Raw genomic sequence first — 18,046 nt, forward strand, 5'->3', positions numbered from 1 at the left:
CTGTGCTCGTGGTAGCTCACGGCCTCAGGGGCGAGCCTGAGGGCAGCACGCCACGCCTCGAACCCGGCAAGGTTGTCGTGGAAGGACAGCTCCAGCAGGTCCGGGAAAATCGTGGAGACCGCCAGAGTGGGCGCGGGCAGGTCCGCGAAGTCCGCACAGAAGACCCGCAGCACTTGCAGCGGAGCGCTCAGCGCGGCCAGGGTCGAGGCGCTCATGCCACACCCCCCGAGGACGACGCGCGGTCCGGGCCGACGATCCGCCCGTCCAACAGCGCGACGTCCGCCCCGATGCCGAGCGCCCCGTCGGAGTCCAGACGCCCGTCGACGGCGCCGGGGTACTCGGCGGGCACCGGCGGGTCGTAGAACTGATGCCGCTGCTCCGCCAGCTGCCCCGCCCGGTAGGAGCGCGGGTGCAAACGGCGGTAGAGGCGGTGCCGTAAGGCCGTCATCGGGCACCTCCCACACGGGGTGCGGTGCCGGGGCGGCCAGTGCGGCGGCCGTTGGTGGTCGTCACCTCTGGCACCGGGCCATAGGCGATCTGCCAGCCACCGCCCGCACGTTTCGCCGCGTACATCGCCTCATCCGCCCGCCGCAGCGCGACATCCAAAGCGAGAGCGTGAAAGGTGGCGGGGTGCGCACCGATGGAGGCGCCTACCAGCAGCTCTTTTCCTCGGAATGGCACGGGTTGCGTGAGGGCGAGGTGCAAGCCGCCCAGCTCGATGGCGAGCGCGCTGGGGTCGGGGATCAGGGCGGTGGCGGCGAACTCGTCCCCGCCCAGCCGCCCCGCGCTGCCCTGGCGCAGGTCCGCCCACTTCTGCAGGCGGGCACCGACCGTGGCCAGGACCGCATCCCCCGCGGCATGACCGCAGTTGTCGTTGACGTCCTTGAAGCCGTTCAGGTCCACCATCACCACCACCGCACCCACACGTCGCAGGTCACGGCAGGCGGAGCGGGTGAACAGGTCACGGCCGGGCAGATTGGTCAGCGGGTCGAACCGGGCGCGACGGGCCCGCCGGCGCAGCAGCGCGGCGTGGACGGACCAGCCAGCCAGCAGCGGGCCGGCCGTCGCGGACAGCGAGGTGATCGTATCCATCACGCCGCCTCACTCCCGCGCGCCCAGCCCTTCACGCGACGGCCGGCGGACAGGTCGAACAGGTGCGGGGTGCGGTCCTTGATGAGCGTCGCGGCGATCCGCGTCACCCGGTCGTACAGGCCCGGGTCATCGCCGATGATGTCGCGGGCCGCGTCCAGCCGGGCCTCACGCTCCTCCTCGCTCTCCCCCGGCACACCCAGCCATAACTCCAACGGGGTCCCCAGGGCGAGCTCTACGAACTCGGCGGCTGAAGCCGCCTCTTGTCCTGCAACAATGTGCTTCAAGGGTCGTGCCTCTCATTCAGGCGGGAACGGCCCGAAGCGGCCTCGGTGTTTGCCCACCGGGGCCGCGCGCCGTTGAGAACCAGAACAGGCTCCGGCTCCCCTCAACCCCGCCCGTACAGCGCGAAAGAGCGCCGGACGGGCAGAGGAGGCAACCGGCCGCAGCTCTAGCCGCCGCGGTGCGATCGAGTGGGACCGGCCGTTCATGGCGAGGTTCTGTTGCTCGCGAACGGATTGCTGAGCGGCGCCACCGTGCCGGTCGACCACAGTGGCGCCCGCGTATATCGGCGACCCACGGGGCCCCCTCTTCAGCGGTTCGGATCTCGGGTGATCCGTAGCCGTCGGGTGCCACCGGCCAGAAGACCGGAGCAGCGACGACCCCCGCCCACTCCCGAAGGCCAGTGGGCGGCGCTCCTTTTTCACCCCGGGGAGGTGAGTGGCCCCGGACCGCCCTATGCAGGGGGCGGCGTCCTGTGGCCCGGATCGCTCCGGGCAACCTCCCGAACCTTGCGAGGGCTGGAGGCGTCCTCCCAGGCCCGCTACTGCCGGGCCGGAGGCGGGCCCCATCGACCACCCATGTGCAGGCGGCTGAGGCAGCACGCTGTTCAGTTCTCAAGCAACGGACGCTTCCTTCGAACCCGTGTCACGGGCCCTCTGGGCGTTCGGTGGTGCTGGTCAAGCAGCTTTCGCGGCGGGATCCGACGTCCCCGAAAGGGAGTTGGGGCCCGCTTGCTCTGCCTCAGAGTGCACTGTGAGGCAGAGTGCGTCAACCCCCTTCGCGGAACATGCAGCTCGGCACGCTGGTTCTCCCTCAGCCGCTTAGGCACTATGAGGCAGAGGCCGATACGGAGCTTGGGGTGAAGATGGTCGAGTGGACCGGCAAACCCGCCTACCAGCAGGTGGCGGAAGATCTTCGACGGCGGATTGCCGCCGAGGAGTTCAAAGAGACTGGGCGCCTGCCCTCACTGGCAGAGCTCCAGGAGAGATACGTGGTCACCATCACCGTGGCGCGCGACGCGATCCGCGCACTCAAGTCCGATGGACTCGCGGTGAGCCATCAAGGGAAGGGCGCCTTCCTGACATCAGGCTCGGCCGCCCTGGCGCGGCAGAACGACCCGCAGGCCGCGGTCGAAGAGCTCCGACAGGAGGTCGAACAGCTCAGGCGCGAGGTCGAGGAGCTGAGAGAGCGACTGACAGAGCTGGAGACGTGATGGGCGGCCGGCGGACCGGACCGGCGAACCGTGCCGCCTGGACTTCGTGGTGACACCCGAGCACCTCCTCGATCGGACGTGCAGTCAGTTCAGCGTGCTGGGCGCGAAGTTGGTATCACGCTCCCTTACCTGACAAAGTCTCTTCGTTTTTATACATTCACTTACACATCCTCTATCACGGCTTTTCATGAGCGCCTACGATCGCTACACTCGCGGTCGGATTGGCTATCTAGGAGGGGAAGATGGCTCGACACCGCCCCGATTGGAACGCGGCTCTCTTGCGCGAGCAGCGAGAAAAGCACGGCCTCACCTTAGAAGAGACCGGAGAAAAGCTGCGGGAAATTGCAGAGCGCCACAAGTTCAACATCGCGGCGAATTTCCAAACCGTCTGGGGACATGAGAACAACATCTACCCCGGCCCTCACTATCGCCGGGCGTACTGCATTCTCTACGGACGCAACGAAGCCGAACTCGGCTTCCGTCGAGCCCTCCCCGGAGAGGAAGCTCAGGTGGCACCGAGCCCCACCACATCGGCGATACATCCCTCAGATCAGCTGGAAGCGGTCCGTGCCGCCCTCGGCAGCATCCGTGAGGGCACCGACGACGTCAACGGCGAGGATCTACGGAATCGACTCCTCGGCGCTTGGCGTGCGCACAGTGAGTGGAGCACCGACCAAAGCCCATCGGTCGTGCTCGTAGGGGGCTTTGCAGGTTCCGGGAAGTCAGAGTTCGCGAAATTCCTCGGCCGCCTCACAGGCTGGCCGATCCTCGACAAGGACTCGCTGACTCGCCCCTTGGTGGATCAACTCCTTGTTGCCCTCGGCGGAGAGCCCAACGACAGGAGCTCGGAGCTCTACCGGGAGAAAATCCGCCCTCTCGAATATCGCTGCCTCATGGAAGCCGCATGGGACAACGTCGATTGCGGAGTCTCGACCATCCTCGACGCCCCGTTTGTTTCAGAGTTCTCGCAATCCTCATGGATGCAACGCTTCCATAACAGGTGCAAATCCAAAAGGGTCTCAGTCGCTACGATATGGGTTGAATGCGATCCGGATTCCATGCGGGAGTACATCGAATTCCGGGGAGCCGCCAGAGACAGTTGGAAGATGGAGGCATGGGAGGACTATCTGGCCACCATAGATCTGGAGATGCGGCCTCAGGGCCCGCACTTCGTTGTGAACAACCGGCTGGGTGCGGCTATTGCCATGGCTGATCAGGCCCGTGACGTCCTCAGTGGAGGTGGTCTGTGACATCCGCCGGCGTCATCCTGTACGGCCCGCCAGGCGCGGGTAAGGACACCATCACCTCGGAGCTGAACCGCACCCGTCCCGCGTATGCCCTCTTCGAGCGGCTAAAGGCGGGAGCGGGACGGACGGCCGGCTATCGCCTCACGTCGGTGGAACATATCGAAGAGCTCGATCGAGCTGGCGAAGTGCTCTATCGCAATGCCCGGTACCAGGCCGAGTACGCCATCGACCGCAGCGGCCTCTCCGCCATGGTGGAGGCTGGCCGCACTCCGGTGTTGCACATGGGGCAGGTGGAGGGAGCGACCGCGGTCGAAGTCTTCCCGCTCCACTGGGTCAGGGTGCTCTTGTGGTGCCCCGTCGAAGTCACGGCAGCGCGCTGTGCTGAGCGTGGTGACAAGGACGTGCAAGCGCGGCTTCAGGTGTGGCACGAAACCCGGCAAGACCTGTTGGACCATGCCGACGACTCATGGTCGTTGGTATTGCGGACCGATCAGCTCAGCCCCTCTGAGGCGGCGCACGCGATCGACCAGGCCGTCATCGACACAGTGGAGGCCAAAGCTCACGACATCAGGCGGTTGGTCGCATGACGGTTCTTGGCATCCTGCACCCCGGCAGCATGGGAACAGCGGTGGCGGCGCAAGCCAGAGCACGGGGTGTCGAGGTCCTCTGGTGCCCGGAGGGTCGGAGCAACGCCAGCCGGGACAGGGCAGAACGGGCCGGGTTCAGCGCGGTTGCGGGCATCAGCGAGATGGCTGAGCGCGCTGACATCATCTTGAGTCTCTGCCCGCCGGCCAATGCCGAAGAGGTTGCGTCGTCGGTTGCCGCACACTTCTTCACGGGCATCTACGTGGACGCCAACGCTGTCTCGCCGGCGAGCATGGCAATGATCAGCGTCGCCATGAAGCGCGCTGACGCCGAGGTGGTCGACGGCTCCGTCATCGGTTCACCGCCGTCGGCCGCGAAGACGACGCGGCTCTACCTGTCGGGCCCACTTGCCTCGGTGGCGAAGGTGGCCGAACTCTTCGAGGAGACGGCCGTGGACGCCCGTTCCTTGCCAGGTGGGATCGGGCGCGCGTCGGCCCTCAAACTGTCGTACAGCACGTTCCAGAAGACGAGCCGCGTGCTCGCCGCGGTCTCCTACGCGCTCGCCCGTGACTATGGCGTGGAGGAGGAGCTACTCGACGTCGCGCAGGGGCGTACGACCAGCTACCTTGCCGAGACCGCGTACTTCCCCAAGGTGGCCTCTCGCGCATGGCGTTGGGCTCCGGAAATGCGGGAAGCGGTGAGCGCACTCGCGGAGACCTGCCTACCGACCGAGCTGGCAGAGGCCGCCGCGCTGGTGATGGAACGCTGGGAGGACGCCAAGAATTTGCCGCTGGAGCTGTCGGAAGCGCTGGACAGGCTTCATCAGGTGCCAGAGGACTGGTAGAGACGGTGCTCGTGGCCCCAGGCGAGTAGATGCGTGATCGCGGCCGATACGTCCTCGCCTCAGCGTCCGGGCTGCGCAAGATGCCGTCATCCACGGCCGCGTTCATGACGGACGAGACGTTCTCGAAGATCGCAGGCCGGTAGGTCCCCGACGGGACGGCCTTCTTCAGCTCGCAATCGCGGATGTGCTCGGGCTTGAACGACCCCAGCGGGCGCGAGCCTATATAGGGGCAAGCGTGGAGCCGCAGCCGCGACTCGATGGCCGTGCGGCTGGTCTCGTCGGTGGTCTGGTTGCTCCCACTTCTCTGCGAACTGCCGGAAGGTGGTTCGGCCGGCGCGCGGGTCGACATTGTCACCGCGCGCCATGTCGGCCTCGATCTGGGCCAATCACTGACCGCCCAGGTGGAGGGTGCCGTTGCGGTGGAAGCCTTCCCGCTGCACTGGGTGAAGGTGATGCGATGTGGCACGAGACGCGCCGGAACCTGTTGGGCTACCCGCTCCACCCATGGTCACTCGTGCTTGAAACTCACCGCGTCAACCCATCGGAGGTGGCTTATGCCATTGATGAGGCCGTTACCGACAAGGCGGGGGCCAAGGCCCGTGACATTCGAGAGCTGGTCGCATAACGACACCGGGCATCCTGCATCCCGGCAGCGTGCATGGGAGCGGCGGTAGCGGCTCAGGCCAGAGCTCTGGTGTCCAAGGAGGGCGAAGCGATGTCAGTAAGGTGCGGGCATAACAAGCGTCACCTTGGGCCTCTGCCCGTCGGCGAGCGCCGAAGAGGTAGCGGCCTCGGTGGCAGCGCACCCTTCGCAGGCATCTACGTTGACGCCAATGCCACCTCCCCGGCGAGCGTGGCGACGGTCAAGGCAAGTCGTCCCGGACCTGCCGAGTGGTCGACGCAGTTATCGGGTCCCCACCCTCAGCCGCAAAAGACACACGCCTGTACCTGTCCGGCCCAGACGCACCGGTTGAGGCGGTGAGCCGTCTCTTCCAGGGCACCGCGGTCAAGGCCCTCACGCTGCCGGGCGAAATCGGGAGAGCATCAGCGCTCAAGCTGTCGTACGGCACCTTCCGGGAAGACGGGTCGCGTATTTGCTGCGGTCTCGTACGCCTTGGCTTGCGACTGGGATGTGGAGGGGGAGCTGTTGCACATGGCGCAGGGCCGTACGACTAGCTATCTCACGGGGACTGCCTACTACCCCCAGGTGGCATCCTGTGCCTGGCGATGGGCCCCAGAGACGCGCGAAAGCAGTCGGCGCGCTCCGGGAGACCTGTCTACCAACGGATCTGGTCGATGACGCAGCGTCCATCTTCGAACGGTGGCAAGACGCGAGAGGACCTGTCCCTGGAGGTTTCTGAAGCGCTGGACATGCTCCACCCCGCTCCGAAGTAGGCACTTGCCGAGATATCCGCCTACCAACGGAGCTGGTTGAGGCAGCTGCACTCATCTTGGATCGCTGGCGAGACGCCAAAAACGCGCTAATGGACCTACGAGACGCGTTGAACAGATCTCATCACGGACAGGATTTCTAGCACCAACCTTCAAGATCTAGCCCATCGCCATCAGGCGCCACACCTCTACGGCAAGGTCTTCGAACTGATGGACCAGTTTATTCAGCTGCCACAGGCGAGCGAGCAAAGGGGGTTTACGTAGACCGCGCATGAGGGCACCCTGTGGGCACGGGAGGGCCTCATGACACTCAGCTCCATAATCGCCTTCATAGTCGGCTCTCTCACTTCAGCGGCCCTGGCGGCCAGCGCCGGGTGGCTACTCAAAAAGCAATTTCTAGTCCTAATTGTTGACGCCCGAAGGCGGCGGCGCGAGCAGATGTCAGGGCTTTATGGAATAGAAGAGCATTGGCCGGACTTAGTTCGATTCTCAGGGAGTTACGGTAAGCGCCTAGAGAGGAAGTACGAAGAGTCGGAGTCGGCGACATGGTATTTCATTACAGTCGATCCCTACGGATTTGCCCCCTGGCTGGGCAGGGAGTCGGAAACCCGCTCGATCGCCCATAAAGTTAAACACTCCAATATAAACGTAGTGTGGATTTACCATGAAGCCGCAGAGTACATGATGGCACGACGTCTGCTCGTAATTAATGCCCCTGAAGATCGCATGACCTACGAGGCGGGAACCTCGCTGCTACGCAACGCTTGCGAAAGCTGCAGCGACCAATGGGAGACATTTAGCAGTAACGTTCCCCATTACTACTTGGCTTTTCTCTCGGTCCCGAACGGGGCGCAGGTATCAGGCGAACGTGCCCCAGCTGGCACATTTGGCTTTGTGATGCCCTACCTGCTGGCGCCTCGTTCCTACGCGGCGAGGGCGGGACTTTATCTTGAGGCGAACAGCGAGGACTCGAACCAATTCCTCTTGGATTATTACTACAGGTCGATTACCGACTTCCTGCGGATCGGGGTAAGGGAAGGCTGGCTCAATAGGACGAACTGAGGCGTTATCCCGTAAAGGGACCCGGAGGTCGAGAATGCAGTCCTCGAGTGGCAGATCGGCATTGCGGGATGTTCACGACATGCGGAATTTCAGGCGTAGGCGAAGGGCAGGCGTTCAATGGGAGACTGGCAGTGGGTGCAGGACATAGAAAAGCACCTTGAGGAATCAGATTTCCTCAATGAGCATGAGACCGGAGCGAAAGTTGGCAGGATCTCGGGTGGCACCGTCTATGTCGCCGGGCTTTGTGCGGGCGTCGTCTATCTAGGCGTCACAGGCACAGCAGCCAAAGCTGCCAGTTGGGCTGCGGGACAAGAGGCTGCCGTGGCGGCGGCAGCCTCTGCGGGTGCCCTCACCACCGCAGAGCGGATCAGCTATCGGCTGGGAAAGAAGGTAGGGGAGAAGGCGAGTAAGCCCCTGCTAACGAAGGCACTCTCAGGAGGATGGTCGCTAGCCCGGGCCGGTGGGGCCTACGTTGGCGCGGGGTGCGAAGCTGGCTTCGACTGGCTCATCGACTGAGGCGAAGCGGTCGGCCGACGGGCTCTGCGCCCCACGTGTGACAAGAGAATCCCGGCAGAGCACTGCGCACTATCTGCTTACGGTGCGGCGCGGCCTATGTACGGCAACGGAGCTGGGTGATCGGTTCCGCCGGGCTGTGCATTGTGTAGCGCCCAACTGCACGTGAATGATTGCCAGTATGGATGCCAAGGTGCTGCCGTGTAGCGCGCTTGGGTAGATTGAGGCAGGAGGTCGAGTGGCAGGCAATCATTCCGCTGGGCCGGGCATCGGTCGAGCTCAGTGCCTTGCGGTGCAGAACTTTACCTAGTCGAACTCGTGATCGAAATCAGGGGGAAGGTGAAGGCGGCCGGTGCTGGCCGTCGGCCTCGGTGGGGACGCGCCCGCACTCGCGGTCACTTGGGCCGCGTGTGGGCCGTCAAGAGATGACCACGGTCGGCCACCAACAACCGTCAACGTCTCCTGTCTTCGCAAGTCACCGGGCCTGGCGGATCGACCAACCGATACGGGCGCCGGGGGCGCATCAGTTCCTGCGCAACAAGAAGCAGGAGTGGGAGGAGTACCGCTCCGAGGTCACCGCCTTCGAACTGCGGAAGATGCTGCCGGTGCTGTAGGCACCGGTCAGAGTGTGTGTGCCGCTCCGGGCCGACGGTCGCGAACCGTCGGCCCGGAGTCGTCTCGTGCACCACCGTTCCGGGACCGGAATCCGTCCGGATCCGGGATAGGCGGGGTCGGCGATGAGGGCCAGTGTTGGGGCGACGTCGACGAGGAAGGAATCCTCATGACCACTCGCCCGCTCTCCCGGCTCGCGCTTCCGGCGGCGGTGGCCGCCAGTGCCGTGCTGGCGCTCACCGGTGCCACCGCCACGGCGGCCCCCGCAGCGGGACACGGAACCGGCGGTACGAAGGGCGCCCAGGCGTCCCCCATCTCCACCCTGCGGAGCGCGGCGAGCCCGAACCGGAGCAAGTGCGTGGGGCTCGCCGACAACGGCAGCACCAGAAACGGGACCGTCCTGGTCCTCTGGGACTGCCACCGCAATCCCGACCAGTGGTGGTACACCGGAGACGACGGCGTCTCCCTTCGCAGCTACGCCTCCGGCTACCCGGCCGGCAAGTGCGTAGGGCTCGCCGACGGCGGCAGCACCAGGAACGGAACACGCCTGGTGCTGTGGGACTGCCACCTCCACCCCGATCAATGGTGGAGGACGCAGGATCTCGGTGACGGCACCTTCGCGCTCGTATCCGGAGCGGGTCAGAACAAGTGCGTGGGACTGGCCAACAGCGGCAGCACCGCCAATGGCACCCCCTTGGTCCTGTGGGACTGCCACTACCACCCCGACCAGCGATGGGTGAAGGCGTCGTAGACCTCCTCCGCCGGAGACCGAGAGCGCGCCGCACCTACCACGTCACCGGCAGGCTGTGGCAGCCGTAGATGGCCTGGTCCGTGCGGAAGCGCAGGGTTTCCAGGGGGACCGCCGGCCGTAGGCCGGGGAAGCGGCGGAGCAGGGTCGCGAGGACGATGTCCAGTTCGGCGCGGGCCAGGGCCTGGCCGATGCACTGGTGGACGCCCCAGCCGAAGGCCAGGTGGTGGCGGCCGCCGGGCCGCCGGATGTCGAAGCGGTCGGGGTCCTCGAAGGCGTCCTCGTCGCGGTTGGCGGCGGGCACCGAGACGATGACGCCCTCGCGGGCGCGGATGAGCTGCCCGCCGACCTCGACGTCCTCCAGGGCGACGCGGCGCGGGCCGTTGCGGATGATGCTGTGGAAGCGCAGCAGCTCCTCGACGGCGCCCGGCAGCAGCGACGGGTCGCGGCGCAGCCGGCCCGCGAGGTCGGGGTCGTCCATGAGGGACAGGGCGCTGAGGCCGATCATGTTGGCCGTGGTGTCGTGGCCGGCGATCAGCAGCAGGACGCCGAAGGTGGCGACGTCCGCGCGGGCCAGCTCGCCCGCTGCCTCGTGCCCGGTGATGAGGCGGCTGAGGATGTCGTCCCCGGGCGCCGCGGCCTTGGCGGCCGTCAACTCCTCCAGATAGGCGTTGAATTCCCGCCGGGTGGCCGCCTTCTCGTCCTCGGGGACCTCGCGGGAGAACAGCCGCGCGGTGAAGCCCTGGAAGAGGGCGTGGTCGGCGCCCGGCACGCCCAGCAGCATGCAGATGACCCGCGACGGCATCGGCAGGGCGAGCGTCTGTACGAGGTCGACGGGCCGCTCGGGGGAGCGCTCCATCGCGTCGCACAGGTCGTCGGTGATCCGCTGGAGCCCCGGGCGCAGTTCCTCGACCCGCTTGACGGTGAACTCGCGCATGATCATGCGGCGCAGCCGGCTGTGCTCGGGCGGGTCCATGCGGATGAAGCCGCGGTCGGCGGCCGTGGGGGTGCCGCCGGTCATGCCGCTGAGGGGGTAGCCCGGGCGGGTGGTGTCGGAGCTGAAGCGCAGGTCGCCGAGGACGGAACGGGCGTCCTGGTGGCGGGTGACCAGCCAGGCCCAACTCCCGTCGGGCAGGAGGGTCCTGGATATGGGGTCCTCCCGGCGGAGCCGGACCAGGCCCTCGGGCGGGTCGAAGGGGCAGCCTGTGGGGGGAGTGGTGGGGAGGTGCGCGAGGCCGGCGGGTGTCATGTCGCTCCTTGCGTTGCTCGGAGATCACCAGGCAGCGGGTTAATTTACATCTACATGTATCTGCGCTGCCATAGGACAAAGCCCCCGGGAAGCGGCGAGTTGGGGCCGCCCGGCGGGGGCGCGCGAGGGTGCGAGCCGCCGCCCCGGCGCCGCCGGGGCGCCCCGCTCCGGCCCGGCGCGCGGAGCCTGGCGCTATCATGCTGACCAGGATCAGGACACGTGCGGGCCGCCATCAGGGCCGCTGACGTCACCGGCCATCGGCGGTGCTCCTCGAGACCGGCACAAGACCGGCACCGGACCGGCACCGCGGACGGCGACGAGCGGACGAGAGGGTTCCGATGACAGTGCCGCAGGGGCGCCGCAGCAGCTCGTATACCCGGCTGCTCAGGCACGGCTTCACCGACACCACCACCGCCGAGCGGCTGCTGGAGACCCCCGAGCTCGCGCCCGTACGCTCCGACCCCCTCCTCATCGACGCCCTCGGCGCCACCGCCGACCCCGACCTCGCCCTACAGGGCCTGGTGCGCCTCGTGGAGGCCCTGCACAGCGCCGACCGGCAGACGCTGCTGGACACCCTCGTCACCGCCAAGCCGCTGCGCGACCGGCTGCTCGGCGTGCTCGGCGCCTCCGAGGCGCTCGGCGACCACCTCGCCCGCCACCCCGGCGACTGGCACGCCCTGGTCTCCTATGAATCGGCCGATCTCAACCCCGGCACGGCGGAGTTCGAACACGCCCTCGCCGAAGGCGTGCACGGCGAGCGCGGCACGCACCTCGCGCCCGCCGACGCGCTGCGCGCCGCCTACCGCCGCTGCCTGCTGACCATCGCCGCCCGCGACCTCTGCGGCACCAACGACGTCGCGCGGACCGCCGGCGAGCTCGCCGACCTGGCCACCGCCACCCTGCGCGCCGCCCTGGACATCGCCGGGCGGGAGCAGCCGCAGGACGCCGAAGCCTGCCGGCTGGCCGTCATCGGCATGGGCAAGTGCGGGGGCCAGGAGCTCAATTACGTCTCGGACGTCGACGTCATCTTCGTCGCCGAGGCCCGGGGCGCGACGCCCGAGGGCACGGCGGTCCAAGCCGCGACCCGGCTCGCCTCCCGGATGATGCGGGTCTGCTCCGACGTCACCCCCGAGGGCACCATCTGGCCCGTCGACGCCAATCTCCGCCCCGAGGGCCGCAACGGCCCGCTCGTACGCACCCTCTCCAGCCACCTGGCCTACTACCAACGCTGGGCCAAGACCTGGGAGTTCCAGGCCCTGCTCAAGGCCCGGCCGGTCGCCGGCGACCTCGCCCTCGGGCAGGAGTACGTCGACGCCGTCTCCCCGCTGGTGTGGCAGGCCGCCGAGCGGGAGAACTTCGTCGCCGACGTCCAGCAGATGCGCCGGCGCGTCATCGAGTCCATCCCCGCCACCCAGGTCGACCGCGAGCTGAAGCTCGGCCCCGGCGGCCTGCGCGACGTCGAATTCGCCGTCCAGCTACTCCAGTTGGTCCACGGCCGCAGCGACGCCACGCTGCGCGGCGGCGGCACCCTCGACGCCCTCACCGCGCTCGCCGCGGGCGGTTACGTGGGCCGCACCGACGCCGCCCAGCTCGACGCCGCCTACCGCTTCCTGCGCACCCTCGAACACCACATCCAGCTCCACCGCCTGCGCCGCACCCACCTCATGCCCGAGGGCGAGCGCGACCTGCGCCGCCTCGGCCGCTCCCTCGCCCGCGCCTTCCAGTGGCCACCGGGCACCGAACCGGTCGACGCGCTGGCCAAGGAGTGGAAGCGCCACGCCCGCGAGGTGCGGCGGCTGCACGAGAAGCTCTTCTACCGCCCACTGCTGGACGCCGTCGCCCAGCTGGAGCCCGGCGAGATCCGCCTCAGCGCCAAGGAGGCCGGCCACCGCCTGAAGGCCCTCGGCTACGCCGACCCCGCCGCCGCCCTGCGCCACCTGGAGGCGCTGGCCTCCGGCGTGACCCGGAAGGCGGCCATCCAGCGCACCCTGCTGCCCGTCCTCCTCGGCTGGTTCGCCGACTCCGCCGACCCCGACGCCGGGCTGCTGAACTTCCACAAGGTCTCCGACGCCCTCGGCCGCACCCCCTGGTACCTGCGGCTGCTGCGCGACGAGGGCGCCGCCGCCGAGAACCTCGCCCGCGTGCTCTCCGCCGGCCGCCTCGCCCCCGACCTGCTGCTGCGCGCCCCCGAGGCGGTCGCCCTCCTCGGCGACCCCGAGGGCCTGCGCCCCCGCGGCCGCGAGGCCCTGGAGCAGGAGGTGCTGGCCGCCGTCGGCCGCGCCGAGAACGCCGAGGCCGGCATCGTCGCCGTGCGCGGGGTGCGCCGCCGCGAGCTGTTCCGCACCGCCGCCGCGGACATCATCGGCGCCTACGGAGGCGGCGGCCCCGAGCCCTCCTGGCGCAACGGCCACACCGACAGGACCGGCGACGGCCCCAGCGACACCCACCTGCGCGTCGACACCGTCGGCAACGCCGTCTCCGAGCTCAACGCCGCCGCCGTCGCCGGAGCCCTGCGCGCCGCCGTGCGCACCGAGTGGGGCGACACCCTGCCCACCCGCTTCGCCGTCATCGGCATGGGCCGCTTCGGCGGCCACGAGCAGGGCTACGGCTCCGACGCGGACGTCCTGTTCGTCCACGAGCCGCGCGAGGGCGTCTCCGACGAGGAGGCCACCAAGGCCGCCTTCGCCGTCGCCACCGAGATGCGCCGCCTGCTGCAACTGCCCACCACCGACCCGCCGCTGCTCATCGATGCCGACCTGCGCCCCGAGGGCAAGTCCGGCCCGATCGTGCGCACCCTCGCCTCCTACGCCGCCTACTACCGGCGCTGGTCGCTGGTGTGGGAGAGCCAGGCGCTGCTGCGCGCCCGGACGGTCGCCGGCGACGAGGTCCTGGGGCGGCGCTTCATCGAGCTGATCGATCCGCTGCGCTATCCCGCCGAGGGCCTCGGCGACGGCGCGATCCGCGAGATCCGCAGGCTCAAGGCCCGTATGGAGAGCGAGCGGCTGCCGCGCGGCGCCGACCCCACGACCCACACCAAGCTCGGCCGCGGCGGCCTCTCGGACGTCGAGTGGACCGTGCAGCTGCTGCAGATGCGGCACGGCTGGGCCGAGCCCGGGCTGCGCACCACCCGCACCCGCGAGGCGCTCGCGGCGGCCCGCGCGGCCGAGCTGCTGAGCACCGAGGACGCCGCCACCCTGGACGACGCCTGGGTGCTGGCGACCAGCGTGCGCAACGCCGTGATGCTCGTACGCGGCCGCTCGGGCGACACCTTCCCCACCGACCCCCGCGAACTGGCCGCGGTCGGCCGCTATCTCGGGTACGAACCGGGGCACATCGGGGAGATGCTGGACGACTACCGCCGTACGACCAGGCGCGCGCGGGCCGTCGTGGAGGAGCTCTTCTACGGCGCCTGAGGGCCTTCGAGGCCACGGCCCGGCGCTACGGAGCCTGGGGCGTCCCGGCGCTCGCGGCGACCGGCGCCTTGACCGCGACATGGCGGGCCAGCCGGTGCGGGAAGGAGCGGTACCACCCGAAGGACAGGGCGAAGCCGAAGGACAGGCACAGCAGACCGCCGACCGCGTCCAGCCAGAAGTGGTTGGCGGTCGCCACGATCACCACGAGCGTGGCCAGCGGATACAGCGCCCCGAACACCCGCGCCCACACCGGGCGGGCCAGCAGCGCGATGGTGACGCCGCACCACGTCGACCAGCCGATGTGCATCGACGGCATCGCCGCGTACTGATTGGACACATTGGCCAGATTGCCGGAGGCCATGGAGCCCCACGTGTGGTGCACCACGACCGTGTCGACGAAGTCGACGCCGCCCATCAGCCGGGGCGGGGCCAGAGGATAGAGGTAATAGCCGAGCAACGCGACACCGGTCGTGGCGAAGAGGGCCAGCCGGGCCGCGGCATAGCGGCCGGGATGCCAGCGGTACAGCCACACCAGCACCCCGATCGTCAGGATGAAGTGCAAGGTGGCGTAGTAGTAGTTCATGCCCACGATCAGCCACGTCACCGAATTGACGGCGTGGTTGACGGAGTTCTCGACCGCGATGTGCAGAGCGTGCTCCGCGCGCCATATCCAGTCGGCGTTGCGCATCGCCGCCGCCCGCTGCTCGGGGACGGCGTTGCGCACGAGGGAGTACGTCCAGTAACTGACGGCGATCAGCAGCACCTCGAACCACAGGCGCGGCCTCCGCGGCGAGCGCAGCCTCCGCAGGCTGAGTTGTCGCAGAATGGGACGATCCGCCGACGGCCGGCCCGCTCGCTCCTCGGTGGGTGGCGGGGCGGCCGTCCGGCCTTCCAGTGTCCTTACTGTCGCTTCACCCATAGGGAAACAGTCTGCCAGAAAGCGTCCTGGGGCAGATCATCCCCAAGTCTGGTCTTCGCCGCTTTCCGTACGATTCAGGGCCTCCGTACGAGCGCCCGTACGAGCGCCAGTACGGCCCTGTTCTCAGGGCCCTTCCGGACTCGCCGCACGGCCCCCCGGGGCAGAGGCGGTTGAACCGCGAACCACCAACTCCGGGAGGAAGACGAACTCGCTGTGCGGCGCCGGCGTCCCCCCGATCTCCTCCAGCAGCGCCCGCACGGCCGCCTGCCCCATCGACTGCACGGGCTGGCGGATCGTGGTCAGCGGCGGGTCCGTGAAGGCGATGAGCGGTGAGTCGTCGAAGCCCACCACCGAGACGTCCCGCGGCACCTCCAGGCCGAGCTGGCGCACCGCGCGCACGACACCCAGCGCCATCATGTCGCTGGCGCACACCACGGCCGTGCAGCCCCGGTCCATCAGCGCCGCCGCCGCGGCCTGGCCGCCCTCCAGGCTGTAGAGCGAGTGCTCGATGAGCAACTCCGCCTCCGCCTCCGCCACGCCCAGCTGCTCCCGCATGCTGCGCAGGAAACCCTCTATCTTCCGCTGCACCGGCACATAGCGCTTGGGCCCCAGCGCCAGCCCGATCCGCCGGTGGCCCAATGCGGCCAAATGGGTGACGGCGAGCCGGACCGCCGCCCGGTCGTCGGGCGAGACGAACGGCGCCCGGACCTTCGCGGAGAAGCCGTTGATGAGCACGAACGGCACGCCCTGGCCGCGCAGCCGCTCATAGCGCTGCATGTCGGCCGAGGTGTCCGCGTGCAGCCCGGAGACGAAGATGATCCCGGCGACCCCGCGGTCGACGAGCATCTCCGTCAGCTCGTCCTCCGTGGAGCCGCCCGGCGTCTGCGTGGCCAGCACCGGCGTATACCCCTGCCGGGTCAGCGCCTGCCCGATGACCTGGGCGAACGCCGGGAAGATGGGGTTCTCCAGCTCCGGGGTGATCAGCCCGACCAGGCCCTCGCTGCGCTGCCGCAGCCGTACGGGACGCTCGTAGCCCAGCACATCGAGCGCGGCCAGCACGGACTGGCGGGTGGAGGCGGCCACCCCCGGCTTCCCATTGAGGACGCGACTGACGGTTGCTTCGCTGACACCCGCCTGGGCTGCGATATCGGCTAGCCGGGCGGTCACAGGACTGGACCTTACCGGGCGCATCTCAGACTGCCCACCAAACACAGGAATCGGAGGGGATGCGGACCGTTCCGCCAACGAATTCCAGGGCCGAGGTGGCGAGCACGGGACGGCCCGGCACCGGCAGCTCCACCTCGTCGCCCAGCGTGTTGAGCGTGCAGACGAATCCGGGCCGCGAGAAGGCCAGCACGCCCGCGGGCGCCTCCAGCCACGTCATCTCCCCGTCGCCCAGGCCCGGCAGCTCCCGGCGCAGCGTCAGCGCCGAGCGGTAGAGCTCCAGCGTCGAGCGCGGGTCACCGGACTGCGCGGCCACCGTCAGCTCCCGCCAGTCCCCGGGCTGCGGCAGCCAGCTGCCGCCCGGCCCGAAGCCGTACGGGGCCGACTCGCCCGACCACGGCAGCGGCACCCGGCAGCCGTCCCGGGTGCCGTCCTGGCCGTCGCCCCGGAAGAACGCCGGGTCCTGGCGCACCTCGTCCGGCAGGTCCACGACCTCCGGCAGGCCCAGCTCCTCGCCCTGGTAGACATACGCCGAACCCGGCAGGGCCAGCATCAGCAGCGCCGCCGCGCGCGCCCGCCGCAGCCCGCGCTCGCCGCCGCCGTAGCGGGTGGTGTGCCGCACCACGTCGTGGTTGGACAGCACCCACGTGGTGGGCGCGCCCACCGACAGCGTGGCGGCCAGGGACTCGTCGATCACCGTCCGCATGGCCTCCGCGCCCCACGCGCAGGTCAGGAACTGGAAGTTGAAAGCCTGGTGCAGTTCGTCGGGGCGCACGTACAGCGCGAGCCGCTCCGAGGTCGGCGCCCACGCCTCGGCGACGCCGATCCGCTCGCCCTCGTAGGAGTCCAGCAGCTGCCGCCAGGAGCGGTGGATCTCGTGCACCCCGTCCTGGTCGAAGAACGGCAGCACCTGCGCGCCGATCAGCTTCGCCTGCTCCGTGCGGCCGATGTCCGGCAGGCCGGGCGCCTTGACCATGCCGTGCGCCACGTCGATCCGGAAGCCGTCCACGCCCAGGTCCAGCCAGAACCGCAGCACGGACTCGAACTCCTCCCGCACCTCCTGGCTGTCCCAGTTGAGGTCCGGCTGCTCGGGTGCGAACAGGTGGAGGTACCACTCGCCCGGCGTGCCGTCGGGACCGGCCGTGCGGGTCCACGCCGGGCCGCCGAAGACGGACTCCCAGTCGTTGGGCGGCAGTTCGCCGTCCTTCCCCTTGCCCGGCCGGAAGTGGTAGCGGCTCCGGGCCGGCCCGCCCGGCCGGTCCGCGAGCGCGGCTCTGAACCACAGGTGCTGGTCCGAGGTGTGGTTGGGCACGATGTCGACAATGATCCGCAGCCCCAGCCGGTGCGCTTCGCGGACCAGGTCGTCGGCGTCCGACAGATCCCCGAACAGCGGGTCCACGGCCCGGTAGTCCGCCACGTCGTAACCGCCGTCGGCCTGCGGAGAGGCGTAGAACGGCGTCAGCCACACCGCGTCCACGCCCAGCCCGGCCAGGTGCGGCAGCCGCTCGCGGATCCCTCGCAGATCGCCGACGCCGTCACCGTCACTGTCGGCGAAGGAGCGCACGTACACCTGGTAGATGACGGCGCTGCGCCACCAGCCCTCCGCCTGTGGCGAGGAGGGGGCGGCGCCCTGGCCGCGGACGGAGGGCGCGAGATCCTGGGTCATGTACGTCCTATCGGTTCGAGGTACGGGGCCGGAAGGCTGCGGAACGGG

15 protein-coding genes and 2 pseudogenes are annotated in these 18,046 nt (G+C 68.8%); 9 read left to right on the forward strand and 8 right to left on the reverse strand.

Translation table 11 applies throughout. From position 1 onward, the window contains the following. The 4 genes and pseudogenes from ACZ303_RS00005 to ACZ303_RS00020 all read right to left on the reverse strand — a co-directional run. A pseudogene (locus ACZ303_RS00005) lies at positions 1-215 on the reverse strand (hypothetical protein); the annotation flags it as partial. Further along, on the reverse strand, positions 212-448 hold the full coding sequence (locus ACZ303_RS00010) for a hypothetical protein (protein ID WP_467333337.1): 237 nt from the start codon (positions 446-448) through the stop codon (positions 212-214). The gene ACZ303_RS00010 and the pseudogene ACZ303_RS00005, both read right to left, overlap by 4 nt. After that, positions 445-1,092 (reverse strand): GGDEF domain-containing protein, encoded by a 648-nt coding sequence (locus tag ACZ303_RS00015; protein ID WP_467333339.1) that lies wholly within the window; start codon positions 1,090-1,092, stop codon positions 445-447. Before ACZ303_RS00015 ends, ACZ303_RS00010 begins: the two co-directional genes overlap by 4 nt. After that, positions 1,092-1,376 carry a hypothetical protein gene (locus tag ACZ303_RS00020; protein ID WP_467333341.1) on the reverse strand — a complete coding sequence of 95 codons (285 nt, stop codon included), beginning with the start codon at positions 1,374-1,376 and terminating at the stop codon, positions 1,092-1,094. Before ACZ303_RS00020 ends, ACZ303_RS00015 begins: the two co-directional genes overlap by 1 nt. A 782-nt stretch (positions 1,377-2,158) precedes the next feature. Between ACZ303_RS00020 and ACZ303_RS00025 the strand changes: the two genes are divergently transcribed. From ACZ303_RS00025 to ACZ303_RS00060, 8 genes and pseudogenes are all read left to right on the forward strand, one after another. Beyond that, on the forward strand, positions 2,159-2,584 hold the full coding sequence (locus tag ACZ303_RS00025) for a winged helix-turn-helix domain-containing protein (RefSeq protein ID WP_467333343.1): 426 nt from the start codon (positions 2,159-2,161) through the stop codon (positions 2,582-2,584). A 242-nt stretch (positions 2,585-2,826) separates the two neighbouring features. Then, on the forward strand, positions 2,827-3,834 hold the full coding sequence (locus ACZ303_RS00030) for a P-loop nucleotide/nucleoside kinase family protein (RefSeq protein WP_467333345.1): 1,008 nt from the start codon (positions 2,827-2,829) through the stop codon (positions 3,832-3,834). After that, positions 3,831-4,418, forward strand: a complete 588-nt coding sequence (locus ACZ303_RS00035; RefSeq protein WP_467333347.1) for a P-loop NTPase family protein — start codon at positions 3,831-3,833, stop codon at positions 4,416-4,418. Before ACZ303_RS00030 ends, ACZ303_RS00035 begins: the two co-directional genes overlap by 4 nt. Then, positions 4,415-5,260 carry an NAD(P)-dependent oxidoreductase gene (locus ACZ303_RS00040; protein WP_467333349.1) on the forward strand — a complete coding sequence of 282 codons (846 nt, stop codon included), beginning with the start codon at positions 4,415-4,417 and terminating at the stop codon, positions 5,258-5,260. The genes ACZ303_RS00035 and ACZ303_RS00040 overlap by 4 nt, the downstream gene beginning before the upstream one ends. A gap of 1,695 nt (positions 5,261-6,955) precedes the next feature. Then, on the forward strand, positions 6,956-7,714 hold the full coding sequence (locus ACZ303_RS00045) for a hypothetical protein (RefSeq protein ID WP_467333351.1): 759 nt from the start codon (positions 6,956-6,958) through the stop codon (positions 7,712-7,714). 117 nt (positions 7,715-7,831) lie between these two features. Continuing rightward, entirely contained in the window at positions 7,832-8,230 is a 399-nt protein-coding gene (locus ACZ303_RS00050; RefSeq protein ID WP_467333353.1) for a hypothetical protein, read from the forward strand. A 524-nt stretch (positions 8,231-8,754) separates the two neighbouring features. After that, positions 8,755-8,841 (forward strand): annotated as a pseudogene (locus ACZ303_RS00055) (glutamine synthetase); the annotation flags it as partial. Positions 8,842-9,008: 167 nt separating this feature from the next. Continuing rightward, complete coding sequence (locus tag ACZ303_RS00060) at positions 9,009-9,590, forward strand: RICIN domain-containing protein (RefSeq protein ID WP_467333355.1); 582 nt, start codon at positions 9,009-9,011, stop codon at positions 9,588-9,590. 34 nt (positions 9,591-9,624) lie between these two features. On the opposite strand, the gene ACZ303_RS00065 is transcribed toward ACZ303_RS00060, so the two are convergent. After that, positions 9,625-10,836 carry a cytochrome P450 gene (locus ACZ303_RS00065; protein ID WP_467333357.1) on the reverse strand — a complete coding sequence of 404 codons (1,212 nt, stop codon included), beginning with the start codon at positions 10,834-10,836 and terminating at the stop codon, positions 9,625-9,627. Positions 10,837-11,174: 338 nt separating this feature from the next. Here ACZ303_RS00065 and ACZ303_RS00070 point away from each other — a divergent pair, with 338 nt between their 5' ends. Then, the gene (locus ACZ303_RS00070) at positions 11,175-14,249 is read left to right on the forward strand and encodes a bifunctional [glutamine synthetase] adenylyltransferase/[glutamine synthetase]-adenylyl-L-tyrosine phosphorylase (RefSeq protein ID WP_467333359.1); all 3,075 of its coding nucleotides are present in this window, start codon (positions 11,175-11,177) and stop codon (positions 14,247-14,249) included. A 25-nt stretch (positions 14,250-14,274) separates the two neighbouring features. On the opposite strand, the gene ACZ303_RS00075 is transcribed toward ACZ303_RS00070, so the two are convergent. From ACZ303_RS00075 to ACZ303_RS00085, 3 genes are all read right to left on the reverse strand, one after another. Next, entirely contained in the window at positions 14,275-15,168 is an 894-nt protein-coding gene (locus ACZ303_RS00075; protein WP_467333361.1) for a phosphatase PAP2 family protein, read from the reverse strand. A gap of 123 nt (positions 15,169-15,291) precedes the next feature. Then, complete coding sequence (locus ACZ303_RS00080) at positions 15,292-16,335, reverse strand: LacI family DNA-binding transcriptional regulator (RefSeq protein ID WP_467333363.1); 1,044 nt, start codon at positions 16,333-16,335, stop codon at positions 15,292-15,294. A gap of 25 nt (positions 16,336-16,360) precedes the next feature. Then, a complete protein-coding gene (locus ACZ303_RS00085; protein ID WP_467333365.1) occupies positions 16,361-17,998 on the reverse strand; it encodes a glycoside hydrolase family 13 protein in 1,638 nt (545 codons plus the stop codon). Between the last annotated feature and the right edge of the window lie 48 nt (positions 17,999-18,046).

This window comes from Streptomyces sp. NPDC023527, from assembly GCF_055560115.1.